22 protein-coding genes and 3 tRNA genes are annotated in these 22,482 nt (G+C 53.3%); 13 read left to right on the top strand and 12 right to left on the bottom strand.

The genetic code is table 11. The annotated features are described in order from the left end of the window. Positions 1–26: 26 nt before the first annotated feature. From CMUST_RS00570 to CMUST_RS00580, 3 genes are all read right to left on the bottom strand, one after another. Positions 27–788, bottom strand: a complete 762-nt coding sequence (locus CMUST_RS00570) for a decaprenylphospho-beta-D-erythro-pentofuranosid-2-ulose 2-reductase (RefSeq protein ID WP_047260888.1) — start codon at positions 786–788, stop codon at positions 27–29. An 18-nt stretch (positions 789–806) separates the two neighbouring features. Next, positions 807–2,234, bottom strand: a complete 1,428-nt coding sequence (locus tag CMUST_RS00575) for an FAD-binding oxidoreductase (RefSeq protein WP_047260889.1) — start codon at positions 2,232–2,234, stop codon at positions 807–809. Positions 2,235–2,340: 106 nt separating this feature from the next. After that, positions 2,341–2,565, bottom strand: coding sequence for a hypothetical protein (locus tag CMUST_RS00580; protein WP_047260890.1), 225 nt, complete (start codon positions 2,563–2,565; stop codon positions 2,341–2,343). 283 nt (positions 2,566–2,848) lie between these two features. On the opposite strand from CMUST_RS00580, the gene CMUST_RS15675 reads away from it, so the two are divergent. Continuing rightward, positions 2,849–3,661, top strand: coding sequence for a hypothetical protein (locus CMUST_RS15675; RefSeq protein ID WP_052844451.1), 813 nt, complete (start codon positions 2,849–2,851; stop codon positions 3,659–3,661). On the opposite strand, the gene CMUST_RS00590 is transcribed toward CMUST_RS15675, so the two are convergent. Next, complete coding sequence (locus tag CMUST_RS00590) at positions 3,658–4,371, bottom strand: hypothetical protein (protein ID WP_047260891.1); 714 nt, start codon at positions 4,369–4,371, stop codon at positions 3,658–3,660. The two genes, CMUST_RS15675 and CMUST_RS00590, sit on opposite strands and share 4 nt — an antisense overlap. Here CMUST_RS00590 and CMUST_RS16710 point away from each other — a divergent pair. Together CMUST_RS16710 and CMUST_RS00595 are read left to right on the top strand one after the other, a co-directional pair. Continuing rightward, a complete protein-coding gene (locus CMUST_RS16710; RefSeq protein ID WP_158408175.1) occupies positions 4,370–4,540 on the top strand; it encodes a hypothetical protein in 171 nt (56 codons plus the stop codon). The genes CMUST_RS00590 and CMUST_RS16710 overlap by 2 nt on opposite strands. 34 nt (positions 4,541–4,574) lie before the next feature. Next, complete coding sequence (locus CMUST_RS00595; protein WP_201779211.1) at positions 4,575–5,030, top strand: GtrA family protein; 456 nt, start codon at positions 4,575–4,577, stop codon at positions 5,028–5,030. A 10-nt stretch (positions 5,031–5,040) separates the two neighbouring features. On the opposite strand, the gene glfT1 is transcribed toward CMUST_RS00595, so the two are convergent. Further along, positions 5,041–5,973: a galactofuranosyltransferase GlfT1 gene (gene glfT1 / locus CMUST_RS00600; protein ID WP_047260892.1), complete on the bottom strand. Its 933-nt coding sequence runs from the start codon at positions 5,971–5,973 to the stop codon at positions 5,041–5,043. A 229-nt stretch (positions 5,974–6,202) separates the two neighbouring features. Between glfT1 and CMUST_RS00605 the strand changes: the two genes are divergently transcribed. From CMUST_RS00605 to CMUST_RS00620, 4 genes are read left to right on the top strand one after another with little or no spacing between them, the layout of a single operon-like run. Further along, positions 6,203–7,147: a metal ABC transporter substrate-binding protein gene (locus tag CMUST_RS00605; protein ID WP_047260893.1), complete on the top strand. Its 945-nt coding sequence runs from the start codon at positions 6,203–6,205 to the stop codon at positions 7,145–7,147. Between the two features lie 8 nt (positions 7,148–7,155). Then, positions 7,156–7,869: a metal ABC transporter ATP-binding protein gene (locus CMUST_RS00610; RefSeq protein WP_047260894.1), complete on the top strand. Its 714-nt coding sequence runs from the start codon at positions 7,156–7,158 to the stop codon at positions 7,867–7,869. Next, complete coding sequence (locus tag CMUST_RS00615; RefSeq protein WP_047263239.1) at positions 7,869–8,738, top strand: metal ABC transporter permease; 870 nt, start codon at positions 7,869–7,871, stop codon at positions 8,736–8,738. The genes CMUST_RS00610 and CMUST_RS00615 overlap by 1 nt, the downstream gene beginning before the upstream one ends. Further along, on the top strand, positions 8,735–9,598 hold the full coding sequence (locus tag CMUST_RS00620) for a metal ABC transporter permease (protein WP_047260895.1): 864 nt from the start codon (positions 8,735–8,737) through the stop codon (positions 9,596–9,598). The genes CMUST_RS00615 and CMUST_RS00620 overlap by 4 nt, the downstream gene beginning before the upstream one ends. Positions 9,599–9,620: 22 nt before the next feature. On the opposite strand, the gene CMUST_RS00625 is transcribed toward CMUST_RS00620, so the two are convergent. From CMUST_RS00625 to CMUST_RS00635, 3 genes are read right to left on the bottom strand one after another with little or no spacing between them, the layout of a single operon-like run. After that, positions 9,621–12,353 (bottom strand): IucA/IucC family protein, encoded by a 2,733-nt coding sequence (locus CMUST_RS00625; protein WP_083987376.1) that lies wholly within the window; start codon positions 12,351–12,353, stop codon positions 9,621–9,623. After that, a complete protein-coding gene (locus CMUST_RS00630) occupies positions 12,350–13,093 on the bottom strand; it encodes a cyclase family protein (RefSeq protein ID WP_047260896.1) in 744 nt (247 codons plus the stop codon). The genes CMUST_RS00625 and CMUST_RS00630 overlap by 4 nt, the downstream gene beginning before the upstream one ends. A gap of 32 nt (positions 13,094–13,125) precedes the next feature. Beyond that, positions 13,126–13,860 carry a cyclase family protein gene (locus CMUST_RS00635; RefSeq protein ID WP_047260897.1) on the bottom strand — a complete coding sequence of 245 codons (735 nt, stop codon included), beginning with the start codon at positions 13,858–13,860 and terminating at the stop codon, positions 13,126–13,128. A gap of 105 nt (positions 13,861–13,965) precedes the next feature. Between CMUST_RS00635 and CMUST_RS00640 the strand changes: the two genes are divergently transcribed. After that, positions 13,966–14,658: a GNAT family N-acetyltransferase gene (locus CMUST_RS00640; protein ID WP_047260898.1), complete on the top strand. Its 693-nt coding sequence runs from the start codon at positions 13,966–13,968 to the stop codon at positions 14,656–14,658. Positions 14,659–14,726: 68 nt separating this feature from the next. Here CMUST_RS00640 and wzt read toward each other — a convergent pair whose 3' ends face one another. Both wzt and wzm read right to left on the bottom strand, forming a co-directional pair. Further along, a complete protein-coding gene (wzt, locus tag CMUST_RS00645; RefSeq protein ID WP_047260899.1) occupies positions 14,727–15,527 on the bottom strand; it encodes a galactan export ABC transporter ATP-binding subunit Wzt/RfbE in 801 nt (266 codons plus the stop codon). A 15-nt stretch (positions 15,528–15,542) separates the two neighbouring features. Next, a complete protein-coding gene (wzm, locus tag CMUST_RS00650; RefSeq protein WP_047263241.1) occupies positions 15,543–16,424 on the bottom strand; it encodes a galactan export ABC transporter permease subunit Wzm/RfbD in 882 nt (293 codons plus the stop codon). Positions 16,425–16,553: 129 nt separating this feature from the next. On the opposite strand from wzm, the gene CMUST_RS00655 reads away from it, so the two are divergent. After that, positions 16,554–17,741, top strand: coding sequence for an aminotransferase class V-fold PLP-dependent enzyme (locus tag CMUST_RS00655; protein ID WP_047260900.1), 1,188 nt, complete (start codon positions 16,554–16,556; stop codon positions 17,739–17,741). 54 nt (positions 17,742–17,795) lie between these two features. On the opposite strand, the gene CMUST_RS00660 is transcribed toward CMUST_RS00655, so the two are convergent. Next, complete coding sequence (locus CMUST_RS00660; RefSeq protein ID WP_047260901.1) at positions 17,796–18,746, bottom strand: NAD(P)H-quinone oxidoreductase; 951 nt, start codon at positions 18,744–18,746, stop codon at positions 17,796–17,798. A 72-nt stretch (positions 18,747–18,818) separates the two neighbouring features. On the opposite strand from CMUST_RS00660, the gene CMUST_RS00665 reads away from it, so the two are divergent. Further along, positions 18,819–18,903, top strand: a tRNA-Ser gene (locus CMUST_RS00665). Positions 18,904–18,955: 52 nt separating this feature from the next. On the opposite strand, the gene hisC is transcribed toward CMUST_RS00665, so the two are convergent. Next, on the bottom strand, positions 18,956–19,987 hold the full coding sequence (gene hisC / locus CMUST_RS00670) for a histidinol-phosphate transaminase (RefSeq protein ID WP_047260902.1): 1,032 nt from the start codon (positions 19,985–19,987) through the stop codon (positions 18,956–18,958). A gap of 119 nt (positions 19,988–20,106) precedes the next feature. Between hisC and CMUST_RS00675 the strand changes: the two genes are divergently transcribed. The 3 genes from CMUST_RS00675 (at position 20,107) to CMUST_RS00685 (ending at position 22,391) form a co-directional block, all read left to right on the top strand. Then, positions 20,107–20,195, top strand: a tRNA-Ser gene (locus CMUST_RS00675). Between the two features lie 441 nt (positions 20,196–20,636). After that, positions 20,637–22,214, top strand: a complete 1,578-nt coding sequence (locus tag CMUST_RS00680) for an SLC13 family permease (RefSeq protein ID WP_047263242.1) — start codon at positions 20,637–20,639, stop codon at positions 22,212–22,214. 104 nt (positions 22,215–22,318) lie between these two features. Then, positions 22,319–22,391: transfer RNA gene (locus tag CMUST_RS00685), tRNA-Arg, on the top strand. Positions 22,392–22,482: the final 91 nt, after the last annotated feature.

A 22,482-nucleotide genomic window follows, 5' to 3' on the forward strand; every position in this document is an offset into this window, starting at 1 on the left:
TGCCAAAGGGGGCGAAGAAACCGAAACTAGAACGGAAGTTTCCGGAAAATTGCCTGTGGAATGAACTTGAATGCCAACGAAACGTACTGGAAAAGGGGGTGCACGAAGATGGCGTCTTTCTTATTCAATACGGCGGCGACTACGGCCTTGGCCACGTCGTCACGCTCGACCGTCAGCGGAGCCTCGCCCGCGTTGGCAGACATCTTGGTGCGAACCTGGCCTGGGCGAACCACGAGGACATTGACGCCATGTTCGCGCAGTGCTTCACCTAAGTTTATGTAGAAACCATCCATGCCAGCTTTTGCGGCACCATAGACGAAATTAGATCGGCGAACCCGTTGACCAGCAACAGAGCTAAGCGCAACGATGCTGCCATGCCCCTGAGCCTTGAATTTTTCGCCCAGCAGCACACCAACGGACACTGGTGCCGTGAAGTTTGTCTCAGCCGAGTTAACGGCAAGCTTTTGGTCTTGCCACAACGCTTCTTGATCCCCAAGTGTGCCGAAAGCCACGATGGCGACATCCACATCACCATTGGCAAATGCTAAGTCGATAGTATCCGGGTGGGATGCGAAGTCAACCGCGTCGAAATCGATAACCTCTACATCCGAAGCGCCAGCCCCTTTCATCTCAGCAACAGCGCCTTCAATCCGCGGCGAATCAGGCCGGGCTGCCAAGATAACTTTCGCAGGTCCATTCTTGAGAAATTCGGTGACGATGGACAACCCGATTTCGGAAGTGCCACCAAGGAGCAGGATATTTTGGGCTTGGCCCACAGCGTTTAACATTAGGAGAAAACCTTTCTATTAATGCAGCTCAAGGCGGCGGGACATATCGGAGGCGAAAACACCAGTTGGGTCGATGTTGTTACGAACCTTGAGCCAGTCAGCCATGCCCGGATACATCTTATGGAAATTCTCGGCAGAAGTACGGGATTCTTTAGCTAAGTACAACCGGCCACCGAATTCCATAACTCGACGGTCAAGATCATCAAGAAAATGCCCGAGACCGCGCTTGATGGGGAAGTCCACGCACACATTCCAACCAGGCATTGGGTAGCTTAGTGGTGCCCGGTTACCGGGTCCGAAAAGCTTAAACACGTTAAGCGCGGAATAATGTCCAGAGCGTTGAATGTCCCGAATGATGTCTTTGAATGGTTCCACCGCATCCATAGGAACCACGAACTGGTACTGCAAAAAGCCCTTGGAACCATAGCCACGGTTCCACTCACCGATCAGATCCAGCGGCTGGTAGAACTGGGTTAGGTTTTGCACCTGGTTACGGTAGGTACCGGATTTCAGCCACCACAATTCACCGATAGCCATCATGGAGAGTTTATTCATGGTAAACGATGGGAAAATATCCGGCACGGTGACCAGTTGAGGCGCATTGAACTTCAGCGGGTCTTTAGCCAGCTTCGGATTTAATTCCTCCAACTGCGCTAAGGTGGCCAGCGAACCGCGAGAGATTGCAGAACGGCCAAGCTTTGGCTCTGGTGAAATCGCATCGAACCATGCGGAGGAATAGGTGTAATTGTGTTCTGAACCATCAGAGTGGAATTCGATAGTTTCGTCTAGGTTGGCAGTCAGATCGCCGTCCGCGATGAAGTAAGCGGTTTCGGTCTTGGTCATCTTGATTTGGGCTCGCAAGATAATACCGGTCAAACCCATGCCGCCGACGGTTGCCCAGAACAATTCGCCGGTGGGGTCATCGTCGGAACCTTCCGGCTCAAGGTGCAGCACGCGGCCGTCGGCAACCAGCAATTCCATGGACACGACATGATCGCCGAAAGAGCCCGCTGAGTGGTGATTCTTGCCATGAATATCTGGCCCGATGGCACCACCGATGGTTACTTGTCGAGTGCCGGGCAGCACCGGAACCCACAATCCATAGGGCAGAGCTGCTTTCATCAGTTGATCTAGGGTGACGCCGCCGTCAACATCCACGATGGCCGTTTCCGGGTCGATGGAGTGGATGTTGTTGAGCTGCTGCATGTCAATGACAAGACCGCCTGCATTTTGGGTGGGGTCGCCGTATGAGCGTCCCATGCCACGTGCGATGACGCCGCGTTTGAGGTAGTCCGGTTTATCAGCGTTGTCCTCGGCAACAAGCGCGACAGCGCGGATGATTTCCTCCACATCTGGGGTAGTGAGAACCTGCGCGGTGGTGGGGGCGGTCCGGCCCCAACCAGTTAGTTTCTGGGCGCTGGTTACAAGTGGGGAGTTTTTGGTCATGAGGGTTTTATTCACCTTCAAATCTGGAAAATGGTTAGAAACGTATCTCGCTCAACCCTACCGATATTTGGCGGGAGACTGGGAAAGAAGTGACGTTGCAAAACGATTACAAATCCAGCATTTCGCGTATTTCCGCTGGTAATTCTTCTTGGCTCGTGATGGTTGGGCCATCATACGTGTTGAGTATCTCATAAACGCGTACCCGGGATGCGGAATCTAATAAGGGAAGTTCTTCTGCTATCAGCCGAGTCATATGTTGGCTCATGGGTAGATTGGTGTGTTCCGCCGCGATGTGACCGGGGTTTTTCTTCTTTTTAAATAGACCGAACATGCCTCAAGTCTATTTCAGTCGCCAGGTGGGAGTCGATAACGGGATGTGCTTTTCGACGCGCCACGGACTCAATGTGCTCGTCATTTCACGGATCCCCAAGCCCAGTCGTTCCTATACGCTCACCTAATATATGCATGTAGCAGGGGTGATACGCAACATGCTGTTTGGGTTTTTCAGGGAATTGTCTCACGAAGTATGAATTGATAAGCGCACGTTAAGAGGTATTTAACTTGTCTTTGTCCGTCATAATTCACATTTTGCCGCTACCCTAGGGGCTATGTCCATGCCAGTCAAGAGCAATTTTTCTACCTCCTTGGGCGGGTTACGTGCTAAGAAGGCGTTAATCCTTCAGGCAAGAATCGCTACTCCCGGTGAGGAGATTATTCGTGATCTTGGTATTGGTGGGGATGCGACGATTTCTGACTTGGGAAAAATGCTAAGCATTTGCTTTGGGCTATCTGAAAGTGAAAAAAGTTGCTGCTGTAAAAATGATGAAGAATTGATTGATGAGCTCCGGCTGGATTGCTGTTGCCAGAATCAGGGCGATCAATTGCTGTTTACCGTGCAACGCCACGATATTGCAGTAAGACTCGTAGACGTGGTGGACTGCGAAGACGATGGCATGTCTGCGATGTGTCTTGGTGGTGTTGGAAGTCTTTATCAACCTTTTGAAATCGCTGACATTAACGCGACATTAGCAGGCGGGGACACCATGAACCTCATCCGGCCTGAAGTAGTAGACATAATCACCGATTCAGGCATCGTGGATTTTGTGCCGTTACTGCGCGCGTTGGATTTTTCCCATGCCAATCCAGTTGCGCCAGACGTGGCAATGGTCTGCGCGGTGCTCCCCGTGGAACATCACCCGGAAAGCCGAACCGCGTTTTGGGCAACCGTTTTAGCACATAGCTGCATGTGCGATGACGAACTCACCGACCGCATTATTGAAAGCATTGTTCGGGCATTGGGGTGGCGATGCACCGCCGATGAGGTGCGGTATAACTGTCGCACCTCACTGCGACAGTTATCCCAGATAGGTGGAATGCGCTGCCCGGTGGAACGCATTGATATTTATCGGGAATTACTGCGACGCTAAAATTCCATCTTTTCCCAATCCAATTGGGCAAACTCCGGAGCGTTATCCAACCAATACCGCATCATCTCGGCAACCTTCGCCCCACCCGTGACGAAGGTGCCGTAGTGATCGTCGGCACTACCTGCACGATATTCCAGCCGCCAGGAAACCTCATCGTGGTTGTTGGAAACCTCGTCGATGTCCTCCACACAGGTCTGGATAAAGGTTTCATCGTCTGTGGCGTCAGTAAGAATGAAGTATGGATTCACCGCTTCGTTGTCCACAATATAGTCAAAATTGTATTCCAGTGCTGCGCGGGAGAGCGCCGGTATGCTCCATTCGGCCGCGTGAACATGGTAGCGGGGGTCTTCGTCACCGTAGAGCAGGACAAAATTATCGCTCGCATCTGCCAAACCCAGCCCATGTGTGAGTGCAATCTGTATCAGATAGCTGCGGGCGGCATCTCGTGACGAATACGTCACCGGCACGCAGATTATACGATCGCCAGCCACGCTGGCGCTTTCAATGAGGATAGCCTCGCGTCGTGCCGCCAACTGTTCGATATCGTTGGATATTTGCGCCGCAACCGTATCAAGTTCCGGGGTGGAGTTTACAGTTTCTGCGAAATAACGGCGCAGTAGTTTAAGGTTGTGGGCCAGGTCGCGGGGGCCAACGGCAACTTCACCACTATCTGTGCGTTCCGGGGTGAAAAGGAAGAAATCATAGCTCATGATAAACATTCAAGCACAGCGGTCTAACATGGAACTTTTTCTGCCGTTACCAGCAGAAACGGTAGAAAGAATCGGCTATCGCTTTTCGACGTTTTTCGGTTATCGTCGTTGGTCGCTGAAATGGAATGACTGCGCCGGGCGGGGCGGCCGGGGAGGCGTCGAAAAGTAATCATTGCGCCGGGATACTGCTAGGGTGTGTTTTCATGACTGATGCTGCAACACCACAGAATTCCTCGTCGTTGAAAACCCAGTTATCGCGTTTTATCGCGGTGGGAGTCGTCGCGGCGGTTGTTGACTTTGGTTTGACGTTGGTGCTCGATTATCTGCTCGGTATGCCGCGTGCTTGGGCGAAGGCGCTGGGCTGGGTTGCGGGAACAATCACCGCATACATCATGAATTCCAAATGGACGTTTACCGCCCAAACCTCCGCAAAGTCCAGCGTGGCGGTGGCAGTATTGTACTTATCGACGTTCGCGGTTCAGAACTTCCTGTATTGGGTTTTGGAAGGTCCACTTACGGCTACCGGAATGCCAGGCGGTGCGGTGGATACCGTGTCATTCGTGATTGCTCAAGGTGTAGCGACAGTAACGAACTTCGCGGTGCAGCGGGCGTTTATCTTCAACGGTAAAACCGTGGCCGCCACCAACCCTACCGCCTAGTTTTTTGTGGTTATCGCGTTCGCCGTTGCGGCCGGTAGAACCGTTCTTTCCGGCCTTGGCGGTGCAATTTGAACCATTCGATAAAACCACGAAGGTCTTTCTTTTGCACCAGGAAAAACCAGCCGAAGCGGGCGTATTCCTGCGGTAACAGCCGCCGCATGCCGGGTTGATTCATCAGGTAGCCGCGATTGCGGTAGGTAAAATAGCGTTTATTGTCGTTGTCCGGGTACTGGGTATGCATGCGGCCACCCAAAATTGGTTTAAACTCATCCGAACCATCTGGATGCAGATAAGCGGTGGTCAGGCACGTGCCGAAGCGTAGCCCGGAACGTACAAGTCGTCGATGGTATTCGACTTCATCACCCCGAATAAACAACCGTAAGTCGGGCACCCCAATGACTTCCATCGCGGTAGCCGAGATAAGCGCGCCGTTAAACAGGGATGCAATGCCTGGCAAAAGGTCGTCGGTGGGGTTTTCCGGGTCGATGAGTTCGCTGCGCAACCTACGCCACTCCACCCCCCGGCGCAGCGGAAACGCGAGTTTTTCCGGTTCCGACAGATTACACACTACGGGCGATACCTCGTCAAGGCCGTGGCGCTGTGCACATTCCTGCAAGGTGGTCAGCACGTTTTCATCCTCAGGGCGGCCATCATCGTCGGCGCACCACACCGCGTCGGCCCCAAGTGCGAGGGCGGTAAGGAAGCCGTAGGCGAAGCCGCCAGCACCACCCAGATTGCTTTTCGACGCCAAATACACCCCACGGTCACCGGTGACGGTGTCCACCAGGTTTTTCACCTTGTCGTCGCAGCCGTTATCCACCACGATGATCCATCGGACAGCGGCAGTTTGCTTAGCAACTGTTTCCAGTGAGGCACGCAGTAATTCAACCCGGTTGTGGGTAACGATGACGGCAGCAACCTTGTCGGTGGTGGAAAGACTCATGATATGTATTGTTTCACATCACGGGATGATTAGCGGGGTCACGGCTGGTGGCGGATGTGTCGGATGAGTATATGCGGCGTGTAGCAAGGCATTCAGATAGATGAACATGAAAGTTGGCAGAAATTTTCCAGGTTAGGGCCGGTTTAATGAAATAAAGCATTCATTGCCTACCCCCATATTGATTCATACGGTAAAAACCCGACTTAAATGGCGTTTAAGCTAAAAAACTATGAGAATCAATTTCAAGAAAATCGGCGCTGTGCTAGCAACAAGCGCATTACTTACTGGCGTTACCGCATGCGCTACTGATACAGCTACAGATACGGCGAAAGCTGAAGGGTTGACCATCTTTGCCACCACCGGATATATCGGTGATGCTGTGGCAAATATCGCACCTGATGCCGACCTGACCGTCATGGTTGGTCCTGGTGGTGACCCACACACCTATCAACCAACCACCCAAGATATTGAGAAGATCAAAAACTCCGACGTGGTATTTTGGACTGGCCTTCACATGGAAGCCCAGATGATTGATCAGCTGGAAGCACAGGGGGATCGCCAGGTTGCTGTGGGCGAGAATATCCCAGAATCAGACCGGCTGGATTGGCCAGAGTTGGGCGAGGCCGGTGAGAAACTTTACGACCCGCACGTATGGAATTCCACCGAAAACTGGAAATATGTCGTTGAAGCTATCACCGAAAAACTCGTGGCGGTAGATGAGAAGAACGCAGATACTTATAAAAAGAACGCGGAGAAATTCTCTAAAGAAATTGACGAAGCCGCTAAGTACGTTGAAGAGAAGATCAATACTATCCCAGAAGAAAACCGCATCCTGATTACCGGACATGATGCCTTCAATTACTTTGGTAAGCAATTCGGACTAGAGATCCACGCCACCGACTTTGTTACCTCCGAGTCAGAACTTTCAGCAGCGGAATTGAAAGAGCTAGGCGAGTTCATTGCGGAGAAGAAGATCAAGACGATTTTCCAGGATAATCTTGCAAACCCGCAGGCCATTAACTCGTTGCAAGAAACAGTCAAAGCCGCAGGCTGGGAAGTTATCATCTCAGAGAAGGAACTGTTTGCTGACTCTCTAGGGGAGTCCGCACCGACCGATACCTATATAGGTGTCCTTAAGTACAATGCGGATACTATCGCTGAAGCGCTCAGCTAGGGTCATCGATGGATGCATTGACCATCAAAGGCCTTACCGTTGCATACGGCGCGACCTTAGCCGTTGAAGATGCCACCATTACCGTCCCTAAGGGGGCGGTAATGGGGTTGATCGGCCCCAATGGTGCCGGAAAATCCACCGTTATCAAGGCCGCATTAGGGCTGATTCCTAGTACGTCACGTGAGTGCTTGTTCTTCGGGCAGGAGCTCGATAGTGTGCGAGACCGGGTTGCCTACATGCCGCAGGCTGCTGCTGTTGATTGGGATTATCCCATCACAGTGGAACAAGTTGTCGCTATGGGGTTATATAGCGAATTGGGTTGGTTTAAACGGATGAACCCCGCCCACCGTGCCCGGGTAGCTGATGCTATGGAGCGGGTTGGAATTACCGAATTAGCTAAGCGGCAAATTTCTGAGCTTTCCGGCGGTCAACGCCGTCGCGTTTTCGTAGCCCGGGTTTTGGTACAGAAACCAGATTTCTATCTATTGGATGAACCATTTGCCGGTGTGGATGCCGCCAGTGAAAAGGTGATTCGCGGCGTGCTGCACGAATTGCGTGATGCTGGTGCGACCATCGCCATTGTCCATCATGACCTCTCCACCGTGACAGAATTATGCGACCATGTGTGCATTCTGAATAAACAAGTAGTTGCCTGTGGGCCGGTGGATACTGCATTTACCAGGGACAATATCAACACTGCATTTGGGTTGGGGTTATTGTGATAAGCCTGCTCGATTTTCTTTCGGAATTCTCCTACCGGCGCATAGTGATAGGAACCGTGCTTATTGGTGCGTGTTCCGGCGCGATGGGGGCATTTTTATACTTGCGTCGCCAATCGTTGATGTCTGATGTTATTGGACACTCTGCCACCCCAGGTGTGATGGGTGCGTTTTTAATCGTTGGGCTTACTGCCGCAGGGTTTGATGCCAGATCCATGCCGGTGATCGTGGTCGGCGCGTTGGTTACCGGCCTGTTATCGGTGGTTTTGGCCAATAGGGTGGCGGAAACAACCCGAATTGGAATTGATGCGACGATGGCTGTGATGCTGTCTTTATTCTTGGGCGGTGGGTTATTGCTGCTGCAAATCATTCAGCGTTCCCGTATCAAAGGCAAAGGGGGCATTGAAGAATTGATGTTTGGCAATGCAGCAACCTTAACCAATTTGGATGTCACGACAATCGCGGTGGTAACTGCGGTGGTTTTCGTTATTTTGGCGCTCATGTGGCGGCCGTTTAACCTTCTTACTTTCGACCCAACCTTGGCGCAGGTAAGTGGGGTGCGCACTCAGCGTATTTCGCCGGTGCTATTCGGCATTATCGTCTTAGCGATCGTTATCGGGGTCAAAGCCGTTGGGCTTATCCTCATGATCGCATTCGCAGTTTTCCCGCCAGCAGCGGCACGGCAATTCTCCCGCACGGTCGGCCAAATGGCTTTACTGTCTGGAGTGTTCGGGGCGTGCGCAGCGGTGATTGGTACGTATATCTCAGTTGCGGTTGGCAAAGTTCCCACCGGCCCGGTTATCGTCATCGTGCTAAGCATCATTGTTGCTATTTCTATGGTGATTACACCTAGCCGAGGAGGGGTTGGATGAGCTTCGCCGTTTCCGTGTCATTACTGGCTGCGGTTGTGTCCATGACGGCAGCCTTGCCGGGCGTAGTGCTGGTGTTGCGTCGACAAGCAATGCTGTCGGACGCATTAGCACATGCAGTTTTACCTGGAATTGCGGTGGCCGCGTTGTGGGCATCCTCGCCACGCTCACCGGTCCTGATCATCGGGGCGACCATCGGCGGGGTTGTGGTGATGGCAACCACCGAGTGGCTTCGGGGGCGCAAACGTTTTACCGAAGATTCAGCAACTGGGCTCATCTTCCCAGCATTTTTTGCAATCGGCGTGATTCTTATTTCCACCCGGTTTACCTCAACAACCATTTCCGAACATACGGTATTGGTCGGAGACTTAAACGTCGCAGCACTGACCCATCTGGAAATAGGTGGTTATGACCTAGGCCCTAAGGACATGTGGGTGGTCGGTGCGGCAGGGCTTATCACCCTGGCGGTGATTGTTATAGCGCATCGTCCGTTAAGCATAACCACCTTTGATCCGGTATTTGCCCGCAGCATCGGGATCAAGCATCGACTGTTGGATTATGTGGTGATGATCCTGGTGTCGCTGACAGTGGTGGTGGCTTTCAACGCTGCTGGTGCCGTGTTGGTGGTGGCACTGATGATCGTTCCTGCGGCCACCGCGTTGCTTATCACCCATTCTCAAGGAATGATGCTGGTGGTAACCCTGTTGGTAGCGTTGATAAGCTCCCAAGCAGGGTTCTGGGTGGCGTATCATCTCGACACCGCGACATCTCCAACGATGGCATTCGTCGATGGTCTGGTTTTCCTCGGTGTGTGGCTAGTGCACCTTAGGCTGCGCCGCCGACAACCAGCGGCTATCACCTAATCACCCCACCCAACCAGTTCGGCTAATCGGCTACGGGCTGCTCCACTGGAACCAACGGATTGGGGATATCGATGTAGATATCCCCAGCCTGCGGATCCAATGCCATGCGAACAAACGCTTTTTGTTTGATCGTTGGAGACAGCAGCGCAGCAATGTCTTCTTCCGGTGGATTATGCGTAGCGATCAACTCGTCAACGATCTCGCGAATACGGTTCCAATCGCAGGGGAAACCGGCCAAGTTCCCCAGGAAGGTGGCGTAATAGCCCTTATTGCAAAACTCGGCGTGATCCTCGGTCAAGGTGATCGCCCCGTCTTCCAGCGGAATGTCCAAAGCGCGTTCCTTTAATACTCGAATACCGGAGAAATCTCGTAGACCTAGCCCGGTGTAGACACCGGAGTCGTCGAAAAGCAACATTGTGTTTTGCAGATGTGCCTCCAACGCTATCCCATGATTCCACATGGTTGGCAACACCGTTTCAAGCAGGTCGCGGACGTAATCTTCGGGTGGGGTTTCGGTGCGCAACGCCGTCGCGGAAATCGCTACCGCTGCCGAACCAATATCCGCCGACCGGATAAGGGTACTGAGGCTGCGGCTAATGCGGGGATCAAAAATCACTCCCCGATAGGCACAACCAGCGATTTCCGGCAATACCGTCACAGTAGGATTAGTACGAGCCAAAAGCCTGGCAATAAAGCCCGCCACTTTCGGCGTACCCAGTGCTGAATCCGCCGACATCGACCGCCGGGTGGAGGTAAGCACCACATCAATCGAGGTTTTGATGTACAACCGTTGCCCTGAGGTTCCTCGATGATACGTCAGTGCGGTACGCATGGAAATAGTAGGCAGTACCGGCAACGTGGCGCCAAAATCCACCACCTTCTCGCGGAACTGCGGGGCGATAACATGTTCCCACTGCCACGGATGCACCGGAACGATCCGCAGTGGGGTATCTGGGACTAGGTCCGGAAATTCTCGCCGCAAGATCGCGGTGACATCGCCAGTTTCATTGAGCATCCCTACCGGCGCACCGATCAGTTTGAGGTGGGTGACCCGAAAATTCTCCGGACCATACAGCCTAGAATCTTCCAAGCTAAAGCCCCGTCTGAGCTTTGCTAACGGGTGAACGTTATGCCCGGTAATGGTCAGCGAATCCGCCAATACTCCCACAAAATCGACCGGTACTACCGGAAGATTCCGCCGTCGCTTTTCGACGACCTGCTTAACCTGCGCCAACGTCGCAATCGCATTATCAATATCGTCGGCGTGGGGGTCTTTAGCTACCTGCTCCATTTCTTTAGCCACAGCTAACCGGCTTAGTACATGTTCTTTGGCCCACTCGGTTTCATCAGTGGCAGGCGGGATACTGATCGGGTTATCAAACCACACATAATCCTGTTCGGTTACAGCACCAGATAGTCGCATTCCCAATACTCGCTTTCGTGGCAACCGGTGGGGCAAGCCATCTATCTCAATATCAGCAGGGTCAATCCCGGCAGCGTCACATAGCCCCAGGATCAAATTGCTAATCATCGGATAGATCAGTTTCGCTCGGGCGGTGTCATAATCGGGGCAAATCAATGCGGTATCTGCCAAAAAATCCCACTCACGTTGTTGGTAAAACGGCGAATCCATCACGATGCGGCAACCGCCAAAATCCCGGACCGTTACCGCATAGGGCACACCATCACGCAGCTTGAGCACAGTATTCTGCGGGTGGGGTTCCAGCGCCAGGCCGTACTCCACTAACTCCAGTGCCGGAGTGACGAGAATATGGGCTAATCGGCCGAACCATTCGGCAGCTGTCATACCTGATTCGGCCAGCACCTCATGAAAAAGCAGTTTCCCGGTGATCGGGTTGGTGGCCATCAGCGCTGCCACCGGAATCCCCTCCGGCTCAGCACGCACGATCGCCCCCAAATCGTCTGACACCCGCACCCCAGCCAGATCATGCCCCACAGAAAACGCGGGGGTGTCGTCAACCGTATATGGTGCGATGCCACGGCGTCGAATAGCGGCGATTGCTTCTTCCGCGATGACAGGGCCGGCTAACGCAGCCGGAGAAATTCCCCGGATCGCGCCTGTGAGCTGAAAACTTACCGAGGTCTTAATATGAACGCACCCGGTTTCATCAGACACCCGCAAAGTACGCACACTCATGAGCGGTTCCGCCCGGGCGGTCGTCTCTAACAACCGAATATCATCCGAGAGCTGTACCACATTCGCCAATTGCCAGGGATGCACTGGCACTGCCACAAAACCCGGAGGAACTTCATCCGCTAACCGCGCAGCTAACCCCGGAATATTCTCCTGCAATGCGGTGATAATTGGAATGCCGCTTTGATCGACGATCGTTTCTCGCACCGCCAGAAACGGCAAATCGAAACTTTCTACTTGCTCCGGTAGAACCTGCGCAAACCCAGGGCCTAAACCCAACGTTGTTTTTGCACACGGGTGCTTAGGGTGTCCCTCACACACGATCTGTTCCAGATTCCCAAGTTCAGTGCGGCCCGCATAGCGGCGCGCCACCCCAGCCCGCGCCCGGGCCAAACCTACAACACTATCGGCTAACTCCAACGCGGTGCGCTCAAAATTAGTAGCCGGCACAGCCAACACGGCGCGCACCGCTTCTAAAACCGCTACCGGGTCGGCATCTGGGGAGATGGAATCTAACACCGAGTTGTCGGTGAGTAATTCCTCTTCCCGTAGCGCGGTGAGTAACCGGGACAAAATGGTGCGCTGGGCAGTGTCAGTCATACTGTCATTGGTAGCACGGCAACCGCCCGGACCGGGAACCCCGTGCCCAACCTAGGTTTCGGCCACGCCGCAATCATCAATGACCCCGTCGCTGGTACTAGGTCAAGCCCAGTCATTCGCTCAATCTGCCACCGACCCAACCCTAAGATCCGCAACTGTGCCGGAAATTGGTCACGCGACACCAAGACACCAGGATCAGTATCAAGAGTCTCATGACCAATGGCGGTGATCTGGCGTTCGGCCACTAGCCACTCTATAGCTTCCGGGCTCCAGCCAGGGTAGTGGGCTATGCGGTTGGCGTCCTTATTGGACATGAGTTCTGGGTCGGGCCAACGCTTGGACCAATCGGAGCGAAATGCCACGAAAGCGTGCTTTGGTATCTGGCCGTGACGATTTTCCCACTTATAAATATCGGCAATACCCAGCGTAAAATCCGCGTTGGCGGCAACCTGTGCTGTGAAATCCAAAACCACTAACGGCAAAATCATCTCGGAAACGGGAATCTCATCTAGCCGCCGCCCGCCCACCACCGCATGCGCCGGGGCATCCACATGGGTACCCCATTGGCCTACCAAGGAAAATGCCGTTGTTAGGCAACCAGGTTGGGGCAGGTGTGGTATGTCGCGTTGTGTCTCGTCCGGGTCGGTTGGGAATTTCGGAATCCCCGGGCCAAACCCATGGCTAAGATCCACAAACTGCAGGTGGCGCAACTGCTGGGCTACCTGCCACAGATCTGGCATATCAAAACCTCCCAAGCTGATGCGCAGGCGGCTTAAACGATGGCGAAGGCGCGCGCCGGGAAGCCGGTGCCGTTTAATGGCTTGGGCCAGGTGGCCACGATAAGCGCCCCGGTAGCTGGCACTTGGTCTAGGTTGGCTAATAGCTCGATCTGCCATTTATCGTGCTGGAGAAGAAGCAATTCGGCGGGGAGTGTGCCGCCGGAAACCACGATGCCCTGGTCGGTGTCGGTGGTCTCATGGCCGATCGCGGTGATGTCTCGCTTGGTGATAAGCCATTCGACAACCTCCGGGTTCCAACCGGGGTAGTGGGCGATGCCATCGGCGTCTTTATTGGCTACCAATTCTGGATCGGGCCAACGCTTGGACCAATCAGAGCGAAACGCCACGAAAGCCCCAGCGGGAATCGTTCCGTGATCTGCTTCCCATCGCTTTATATCCGCAATTTCTGGTGTGAAATCCGCATCTGCGGCAACCTGCGCTGTGAAATCCAAGACCACCAACGGCAGGATCATCTGCTTGACATCGATATTGTCTAAGGTGCGTGCTCCTGCAACGAAGTGTACGGGTGGATCAACATGGGTGCCCCATTGTCCTACGAAGCTATATTGGGTGACTTCAAAACCATGTTCCGGAACGTTAAAGAGCGTGGTTCGTTCTTCATCAGGTAACAGATGAAACCGGGGTTGTCCTGATTGGAAGGCGTGGGTGAGATCAACAAAGGTATGTTCAGTGCGTAACGTGTGGGCTAATTGCCAAAGATCGGTCATGGCAGACAACTTAGTCTAGATAAATCTGAACCGCATAGTCTAGGGTGGTGACCATGAATAAAATTGATGTTGCAGCGAATTTTCGACATTGGTTAAGGTGTGGAAATGGACACTTTGGCACAATTTTGGCCGCCATTTGCGCTAAATATCACCGCTGCGGCCGGTGAGCGAAAAGTTATTCTACGCGTGGTTCGGGATGACGATTTGGTTGAAATGAGCAACGTTAACGAAGCGGATATCTATGGGCCGGAATTGCCCCCATATGCTTTTTGCTGGCTTAATGCGCCATATCCGGAGCGCGTTGCTGCGTCTTTCCAGTTTCGGTGGAATAATCGTGCACAATTAAAACCGGAATCGTGGTCGCTGGATTTCGTTGCGCGTGATGCCGAAACCGGCGAGGTTATCGGCGGGATGGACATACGGGCGACTAATTTCGCCGAAAACCGCACCGCTGAAACTGGTTCCTGGGTGTTGTACAAACACCAGGGACTTGGCTACGGTTCGCTGATACGGCACGCATTAATCCAGCTTGCTTTTGATGTTTTCGGGGCTTTGCGGGTAGAAACAGGCTGGCACGAGGGCAATACCGCGTCAGCGCGGGTAAGTGAAAAACTTGGGTATAGCGTTTTCCTAACGGATCGAACCAGCCCGGTCTACGACGGATCGTTGCAGCCGGTCATCGGGGCAGCGCTGTCACCGGATGCTTATCGACGCTCGGACGTCACCGTTACCATCGACGGAGTTCGCCCCGAACTTGCAGTGATGCTTGGTTTCGCACCAGCAGAGCCAGAGCATTGAGAACGCCACCTCTAAGGTGACGTTCCGTGGGTGCTTGAGTTTTTATAGGTAGTGTCCTATCCCGTTGGTTACGACTGTGCTTTGTGTCTTTCTAAATCTAGAAGCACCCGACGCACATGATTTGCAGCACCTTCGCCTTCGTAGGCTTCGACGATATCGGGGATTGGGCCTACTTGTCGGATTTCACCGTGATCTACCCATAAGGCGGTATCGCATAATTGTGCCAAGAAGTCATTGGAGTGGGAGGCGAAAACCAAAATACCGGAACGCTCCACAAGTTCTTGGAGCCGAGTACGCGCTTTGGCCATAAATGCGGCATCCACTGCGCCGATCCCCTCGTCGAGAAGCAAAATCTCCGGCTCAATGGAGGTAACTACGCCCAACGCTAGCCGGATCCGCATGCCGGTGGAATAGGTGCGCAGCGGCATTGCTAGATAATCGCCTAACTCGGAGAACTCGGCGATCTCATCCATTTTCTGCTTCATCTGCTTTCGGGTCTGCCCTAAGAACAACCCCCGAATAACGATATTTTCAAATCCGGAAATTTCCGGATCCATTCCCACACCTAAATCAAAGACGGGCGCAACCCGGCCTCTAATGTGGGCCGAACCTCGGGTTGGCTCGTAGATCCCAGAAAGCAAACGCAACAGCGTGGACTTCCCGGCACCGTTGTGGCCAACCAAACCTACCCGGTCTCCTTCTCGCAGATGTAGATTGACGTTTTTCAACGCCTCAACCACAACGGTGTTGTCTTTATTCCGGCCGATGGCGCCACCGGCTGCCCCTAGGAATGCTTTTTTCATCGAACGGGACTTCGCGTCAAAAATGGGGAAATCCACGCATGCGTTATAGGTGTCGATCGAAACCATTGAAAAACTCCTGCCTTAAACCCAGTAACTCACCCTAAACCGCCACTGGCGCATGGCCAGCATGGCCACCGCTAAACCAGCTATGGTGCACGCGAGCACTACCCACCAGTGATATGTTGGCAATTCTGCACCGATTAACGGCGCACGTACTACTTCCATGTAGTGATACAGCGGATTAAGCTGCGCGAGTTTTGCTCGTTCCGAGATTGTTCCGCCTTGATCTTTGAGCGTTTGGGTCATCCATACGATCGGGGTGACATAGAACAATAACTGAACCCCAGCTTCCAGGAGCGGGGCGACATCACGGTAACGGGTGGCAATGATGCCGAAGAACATCGACACCCACACGCCGTTTGCCACCAGCAATATCATCGCGGGGATCGCTAGCAATGCATCCCAGCCCAATGCGCGCGGGAAAATGAGCATGAGGATCACCCAGATAACTAGGTTGTGGCCCAAAAATAGCGTTTGTTTCCATACCAGGCGGTATACATGAACCGATAGTGCGGAAGGCAGTTGCTTAATAAGGCCTTCGTTTTCGATGAAAACCTGGGCGCCTTCCTTGATGCAGCCTGAGATAAACGTCCACATGATTAAGCCAACTGTGACGTGGGGGAGAAATTCGGCTACCGGAATTTTAAACAAAACCGAGTACAACAGACCAAGAGCCAACGCCATCACGCCGGTGGCGATGGTAATCCACAACGGACCTAGCACCGAACGGCGATAACGCTGTTTGATGTCTTGCCATCCCAAACTCAACCACAGTTCGTGTTGTTTAAAACCACGAACCAAATCGTGCCATGCGGCCTTGAAAGTCTTAGATTCTGACGGTTCTGGGTCCGAAGCGGCCGCCGCAGTGATACGGTCAATTTGATTCGACAATTTAGCCCTCAGGGCTGAGTCGAGCTTTTTGTAGTCTTCTTGATCCTGCACAAATGTTTAGCTTAGCTGGCTTGGTGCGCTAAATGGGCATGGAGGGCATACTATTTATGCGTTGGTTGTGTACACACTAAAGGAGTACTGATGGTCTTTGACGTTGCCCGCGTTCGAGGTTTGTACACCTCACTTGGTGATGGCTGGACATATTTGTGCGCCCATGCGCAGCCGCAAATACCCGAGCGGGTATCGTCGGCGGTTGCGCGCGGATTCCGGCTTTCCTCGGTTGTGGAATTCACAGATCCCTTTAAGAGCAACCACATGCTTACCCCCGAAGGAGGGCGATTGGGGGCAGAATCACAATTTGCCTCCGCGCGGTACGCGATCGCAGATTTAACCGGCACCTCACCCGAAGCAGTTGTGCTAGCCCCTAGCCTTGATGTTTTATATTCACGACTGAATCAGGCGCTGCGCCCTGTGCTTCGACGTGGCTCACTGCTTGCCTCCCGTGCCGATGTTCGACAGATCGACCACACCGATGTTCACTACGCAGAACCAGACCTCGGCAATGGTGAAGTCCCCGCATGGCAGTACGCAAAACTTGTCACCGGGGCGACCCGGCTCGTGACACTATCAGCGGTACACCCGCAGCTGGGAACGGTTAATAATGTTGCCCGGATCGCGGAAAACGTCCGGGACCATTCCCGAGCCTGGGTTTTGGTTGACGCAACCGGACTAGCCGGGTTTTCCTCCATCGCTGTTGAGGATCTCGGTGTAGACATGGTGGCGGTCGACTGCACCGCCTTCGGGGGCCCGCAGGTTGCGGCATTGGCGTTACGGGATGTCTCCATGTTCCCCCGGATGGATATGAGTGCCTTTATCAACGACGTTGCGCCGGGGTTAGCAGCCGGGGTGCCAGCCGCCGTTGACCACATTGCAAACTTGGTGGAACAAGATCGAGGGCGACGCCGGGATCGACTGATGACAAGCTTAGAAGAAGCCGGGGGGTACTTGCGCTACCTGGCTGATTACCTGGCTGATTCACTCAATGCCATGACCCGCTTGCACGTTTTTGGCGTGACTGGCGAGGTGGCCTTCGGTTCCACTGCGATTAGAATTCCTCGGGTAACGTTCTGCATTCCGGGCGTACCAGCGGAGACGATTCACAACCGACTTATAACCAACCGCATGGTTACCACCATTGCTTCCGACGACCCGGTTTTGACCTCGATGGGGTTAGCAGAGACGGATGGTGCCATTACCGTTGGGCTGGGGCCGTACAACACCACCCACGACGTAGACCAACTAGTGCGAGTGTTAGCGTCGTTGGCTTAAGGCACGTGCCCGCCTTAAGCTTTTCGACGCCGCCCAGGCGGGATGATAAACGCTCTAATCCATGGTGAGTACGAGTTTGCCCGTCACTTCACCATTCTTCAACATCTCATGTGCTCGCTGTGCTTCCGCCATAGGCAAGGTGGCGTGAATCTGATGCTTGATTACACCTGATTCCAGCAGCGGCCATACATTGGCGATGGTATCGGAAACGATTCGGGCTTTGTCCTCCCGATCGCGGGCCCGCAATGCGGTTGCGGAAATTGTTCCGCGTTTTGTCAGCAGTTTGCCGATATTCAATTCGCCCTTTACTCCACCTTGCAATCCAATAGTGACCATATGGCCGTCTAGGGCAAGTGCAGTGAGATTTTGATCTAGATATTTCGCTCCCATGATGTCGAGGATGCGATCGCATGTGTTTTTCAACACCTCGGCGAAATCTTGTTCTCGGTAATTGATGAGGATGTCCGCCCCCAATTTCTTACAGGTTTGAAGCTTCTCTGGGCTGCCTGCAGTTACCGCAACGGTTGCACCCATGTGCTTTGCCAATTGAATGGCGAAGGTGCCGATGCCGCCAGCTCCACCGTGAATTAACAAGGTCTGCCCGGCGTTAAGGCCGGTCAACATGCCAATATTTGACCACACGGTGGTGGCCACTTCGACAACAGCGGCTGCCTCAGCGAAGGAATATCCTTGGGGAATCGGTAGTAGTTGGCCCTCTGGGACTGCGACGAATTCGGCGTAGCCGCCGCCAGCCAAAAGGCAGGCAACTTCCTCGCCGACTTGGCGATCAGTCGTGCCAGGATCGACGATGATGCCAGCGCATTCCAAGCCTATGATCTCCGACTCGCCTTTCGGTGGTGGGTAGTGGCCTGCGGCTTGAAGAATGTCTGCACGATTGACGCCCGCGGCGCGAACTTCAACCAAAACTTCACCCGGTTGTAGGGTGGGGGCGGGGGCTTCAATAAGCTGTAGTTTCTTATCGTCAGCGACGGATATTGCTTTCATACCCACCCACGTTAGGTGAAAATCGGGTGGAATGCGCTACACTCTTAAAAGTCCGTTGCAAAACAGACATCTGGAGATATGGCAGAGCGGCCGAATGCACTGGTCTTGAAAACCAGCGTAGGGAAACCTACCGGGGGTTCAAATCCCTCTATCTCCGCAGATTGAAAGCCATGAGTGAGCACAAGTACACTCATGGCTTTCACGGTTTTCTAACGCAGCGATTCCCAGGCGGCTAACAACGTATCGGACTCGGCTTGATTGGTTACAGTGATCCGGAGCCCCTCATCAAAAGCCCGCACAATTACCCCCGCTTCTGCCAGCTGTGCCGCAACCGACTGTGCTTCTGGCAACGGTAGCCACACGAAATTCGCCTCCGATGGAGCTGTCTTGAGTTGGGTAGCCATTCGGTCGCGTTGCTTGATTACCTCATCGGTGCGTTCTAACAACTCATCGCAGGCGTTCAAACTAGCGATCGCACCTGCCTGCGCCACAGCGTTTACCCCAAACGGTAACGCCACTTTATTCAGCGCTTCGATCACCGACGGATTTCCAAATGCGTACCCAACCCGAACACCAGCAAGACCATAAGCTTTAGAAAACGTTCGCAATCCCACGAGGTTATCGAATCGGCCAATCAGTTCTGTCGCAATGGGGGTATCGTCAGCTCGCACATACTCGAAATACGCCTCATCTAAAGCCACAATGATGTGTTTGGGTACCTGTGCCATAAATTCAAGAAAATCAGACTCGCTCACGACAGTGCCGGTGGGATTATTTGGGTTGCAGACGAAAATCAGTCGGGTATGTTCCGTAACGGCGGCTGCCATAGCAACCAAATTGTTACGCCCGGCGTCGTCAAGCGGTACTGGCACCGGTGTCGCACCAGTCACCTGGGTAAAAATCGGGTAAGCCTCAAAGCTGCGCCACGGAAAGATAACCTCATCTCCCGGCCCTGCAGTAATTTGAACCAATTGCTGACATAAAGCCGATGAGCCGCAGCCCACCGCAACCTGTGATGGTTCAACCCCCAGCTGCTCTGCAAGTGCGGTGACTAACTCTGTCGCTGCCATATCGGGATAGCGGTTAGCCTGACCCGCAGCCTCAGACATTGCGGATACCGCTGCCGGAAGCGGTGGATGGGTTACCTCATTGCTTGATAATTTGATCGCATCAGGCCATCGCTTGCCGGGAACATACGAGGCAATGGTGTCGATATCAGGGCGAATAAACGGCGCATTCATGCAACATATCCTAACCACTTTGTTACCAGCCCGAAGCGTTAATACCGTCGTTTTTGTCGACATTTGGAACTAGGCGCTGGATTGAGTAATATTGGGCGGGATTCAAAATGAATCTTGTTGGAGACGTGCCAGAGCGGCCGAATGGGGCTCACTGCTAATGAGTTGTCCTTTTAACGAAGGACCGGAGGTTCAAATCCTCTCGTCTCCGCACCTAAACCCGTTTCGTTAATTCTTGCGAGACGGGTTTAAATTTTATCGATTTCTCTTTCACGGCTTTGAGTCGAGGAAACTGAACCCTAATGGCTATAACGTGCGTTAGCGTGAACTCCAACTCTAGCTACCAGGGTTATCTTGCGGTTTGCCCGGTGTTTTAAACATTGAAAGAAGGCTACCGATGAAGACGACTAGATCACCCCTGCATGTGCCCCTTAATGGGGGTAGGTGACTTAATGCTTGGTATAAATTCGGCCGCAGGTAATCTCAATAATGGTGCGAATTGGCGTAAAAGTAGGGGCACAAAACCATATTTATGCTGTGGGAATTGTGAGTTTATGGGTACGCTAAGGAAGAAATGGGTTTTCAATAACAGCCTTTCTTGAATGTGAGGCTGTTGCGGGAAGCTGTGTATCCCAAACCGAAGGCTACGATCATGAGTACCCCAATTACCCACGAATCCTCATCGCACGCACTTGCCGAAGATGCCGAGATTCGTGATGTTTCCGAATGGCGCCGCCAAATAGCTGGTCTAATTATTGGACTTGGCTTAGCGCTAGTGATCTATCTTGTATTTCCTGCCGGGGCGGTCGACGTTGTCGCCAAAGCCGACCCGGAACTTGATGTCACCTATGAAGCACTGCGGATAACAGCAGCAGTCGCCGTACTCATGGGTGTGTGGTGGATGACGGAAGCTATCCCACTGGCCGCCACGGCGCTAGTGCCGCTTATCGCGTTCCCGCTGTCGCAGGTTATCTCGTTCAAGGATATAGCCGCGCCATACGCATCACCCACGATTTTCCTATTCATGGGTGGGTTCATCCTTGCCCTGGGCATGCAACGATGGAACCTGCACAGACGTCTCGCGCTTAATGTGGTGCTCCTTGTCGGAACCAAACCAAAGCAATTGGTGGCTGGTTTCATGATCGCCACTGGCTTCCTATCCATGTGGGTCTCCAACACGGCAACAGCTGTCGTGATGCTGCCCATTGGTGTCTCTGTGCTACAACTTACCGCCGAAACCGTTGGCGGAATGCGTAATCAAAAACGTTTCGCAACTGGCCTGATGCTCGCCATCGCGTATGCTGCCTCCATCGGCTCGCTGGGCACAATCATTGGTACACCACCAAACACCATGCTGGTTGCCTACATGGCAGAATCTCACGACATCCATATCGGATTTGCCCAATGGATGATCGTCGGCGTTCCCTTGGCGGTACTCTACATGGCTATCGCATGGTTCGCCTTGGTGACCATCTTCAAGCCAGAAATCAGCTCCATCCCCGGTGGCAGGGAATTGATCCGCGCCGAACTGCAAAAAATGGGCAAGATGGGAATTGGCGAAACCCTCACCGCCATCATCTTTGCCGGTGCCGCACTGGCATGGGTTTTTGTTCCACTCATCATTGACAAACTCGGATGGAAGATCGAAGTCAGCGACGCAGCTATCGGACTTACCGCCGCAATGCTCATGTTCATCGTGCCCGCCGATGTGAAAACCGGCGTACGCATCATGGACTGGAAGACAGCCAACGAACTTCCATGGGATGTGTTGCTGCTCTTCGGTGGCGGCCTCGCCCTATCGAAAATGTTCTCCGACTCTGGTCTTTCGTTGTGGATTGGTGAACTGGCTAAAGGCCTCGGCGCGCTGCCATTGATCCTGCTCATCTTCGCTATTGCTGCACTTGTATTGATACTTACTGAGTTCACCTCCAACACCGCTACTGCCGCAACATTCCTGCCCATCATGGCGGGTGTCGCCATTGGCCTTGGTTTGGCGCAAAACGGGGATCAAAACATTCTCCTCCTGACCATCCCGGTCGCGCTGTCTGCCACTTGTGCCTTTATGCTTCCGGTCGCCACCCCGCCGAACGCTATTGCCTACGGCTCTGGTTTCGTGAAAATCGGCGACATGATCAAAGGCGGTGTCTGGCTCAATATCATTGGTGTTGTCTTGGTTACGATCGCCACCTACTTCTTGGCGGTTCCAGTATTCGGCATGGTGTTAGGCTAGCGGCGGCACCCTCGCTTTTCGACGGCTAAAATGCCAATCTAAATGGGATTTTGCCAAAACTGTGTAACGAGTGTATTGTTCTTTCTTGTTGCACAGCAACCTAAGCGCCCGTAGCTCAACGGATAGAGCATCTGACTACGGATCAGAAGGTTGGGGGTTCGAATCCCTCCGGGCGCACACTTAAAACCCCAGGTCAAACCTACAATAACCTGGGGTTTCCTCATGCCTAAACCGCACATAGCACCAATGATATTGTTGCAGGTTGTTG

Source organism: Corynebacterium mustelae, from assembly GCF_001020985.1.
GTDB classification, from domain to species: Bacteria; Actinomycetota; Actinomycetes; order Mycobacteriales; family Mycobacteriaceae; genus Corynebacterium; species Corynebacterium mustelae.

Excerpts from the sequence above, each read along its gene's own strand:
- CMUST_RS00570 (WP_047260888.1), bottom strand. The coding sequence starts at position 788 with ATGTTAAACGCTGTGGGCCAAGCCCAAAATATCCTGCTCCTTGGTGGC.
- CMUST_RS00575 (WP_047260889.1), bottom strand. The coding sequence starts at position 2,234 with ATGACCAAAAACTCCCCACTTGTAACCAGCGCCCAGAAACTAACTGGT.
- CMUST_RS00580 (WP_047260890.1), bottom strand. The coding sequence starts at position 2,565 with ATGTTCGGTCTATTTAAAAAGAAGAAAAACCCCGGTCACATCGCGGCG.
- CMUST_RS15675 (WP_052844451.1), top strand. The coding sequence starts at position 2,849 with ATGCCAGTCAAGAGCAATTTTTCTACCTCCTTGGGCGGGTTACGTGCT.
- CMUST_RS16710 (WP_158408175.1), top strand. The coding sequence starts at position 4,370 with ATGATAAACATTCAAGCACAGCGGTCTAACATGGAACTTTTTCTGCCG.
- CMUST_RS00590 (WP_047260891.1), bottom strand. The coding sequence starts at position 4,371 with ATGAGCTATGATTTCTTCCTTTTCACCCCGGAACGCACAGATAGTGGT.
- CMUST_RS00595 (WP_201779211.1), top strand. The coding sequence starts at position 4,575 with ATGACTGATGCTGCAACACCACAGAATTCCTCGTCGTTGAAAACCCAG.
- glfT1 (WP_047260892.1), bottom strand. The coding sequence starts at position 5,973 with ATGAGTCTTTCCACCACCGACAAGGTTGCTGCCGTCATCGTTACCCAC.
- CMUST_RS00605 (WP_047260893.1), top strand. The coding sequence starts at position 6,203 with ATGAGAATCAATTTCAAGAAAATCGGCGCTGTGCTAGCAACAAGCGCA.
- CMUST_RS00610 (WP_047260894.1), top strand. The coding sequence starts at position 7,156 with ATGGATGCATTGACCATCAAAGGCCTTACCGTTGCATACGGCGCGACC.
- CMUST_RS00620 (WP_047260895.1), top strand. The coding sequence starts at position 8,735 with ATGAGCTTCGCCGTTTCCGTGTCATTACTGGCTGCGGTTGTGTCCATG.
- CMUST_RS00625 (WP_083987376.1), bottom strand. The coding sequence starts at position 12,353 with ATGACTGACACTGCCCAGCGCACCATTTTGTCCCGGTTACTCACCGCG.
- CMUST_RS00630 (WP_047260896.1), bottom strand. The coding sequence starts at position 13,093 with ATGCCAGATCTGTGGCAGGTAGCCCAGCAGTTGCGCCACCTGCAGTTT.
- CMUST_RS00635 (WP_047260897.1), bottom strand. The coding sequence starts at position 13,860 with ATGACCGATCTTTGGCAATTAGCCCACACGTTACGCACTGAACATACC.
- CMUST_RS00640 (WP_047260898.1), top strand. The coding sequence starts at position 13,966 with ATGGACACTTTGGCACAATTTTGGCCGCCATTTGCGCTAAATATCACC.
- wzt (WP_047260899.1), bottom strand. The coding sequence starts at position 15,527 with ATGGTTTCGATCGACACCTATAACGCATGCGTGGATTTCCCCATTTTT.
- CMUST_RS00655 (WP_047260900.1), top strand. The coding sequence starts at position 16,554 with ATGGTCTTTGACGTTGCCCGCGTTCGAGGTTTGTACACCTCACTTGGT.
- CMUST_RS00660 (WP_047260901.1), bottom strand. The coding sequence starts at position 18,746 with ATGAAAGCAATATCCGTCGCTGACGATAAGAAACTACAGCTTATTGAA.
- hisC (WP_047260902.1), bottom strand. The coding sequence starts at position 19,987 with ATGAATGCGCCGTTTATTCGCCCTGATATCGACACCATTGCCTCGTAT.
- CMUST_RS00680 (WP_047263242.1), top strand. The coding sequence starts at position 20,637 with ATGAGTACCCCAATTACCCACGAATCCTCATCGCACGCACTTGCCGAA.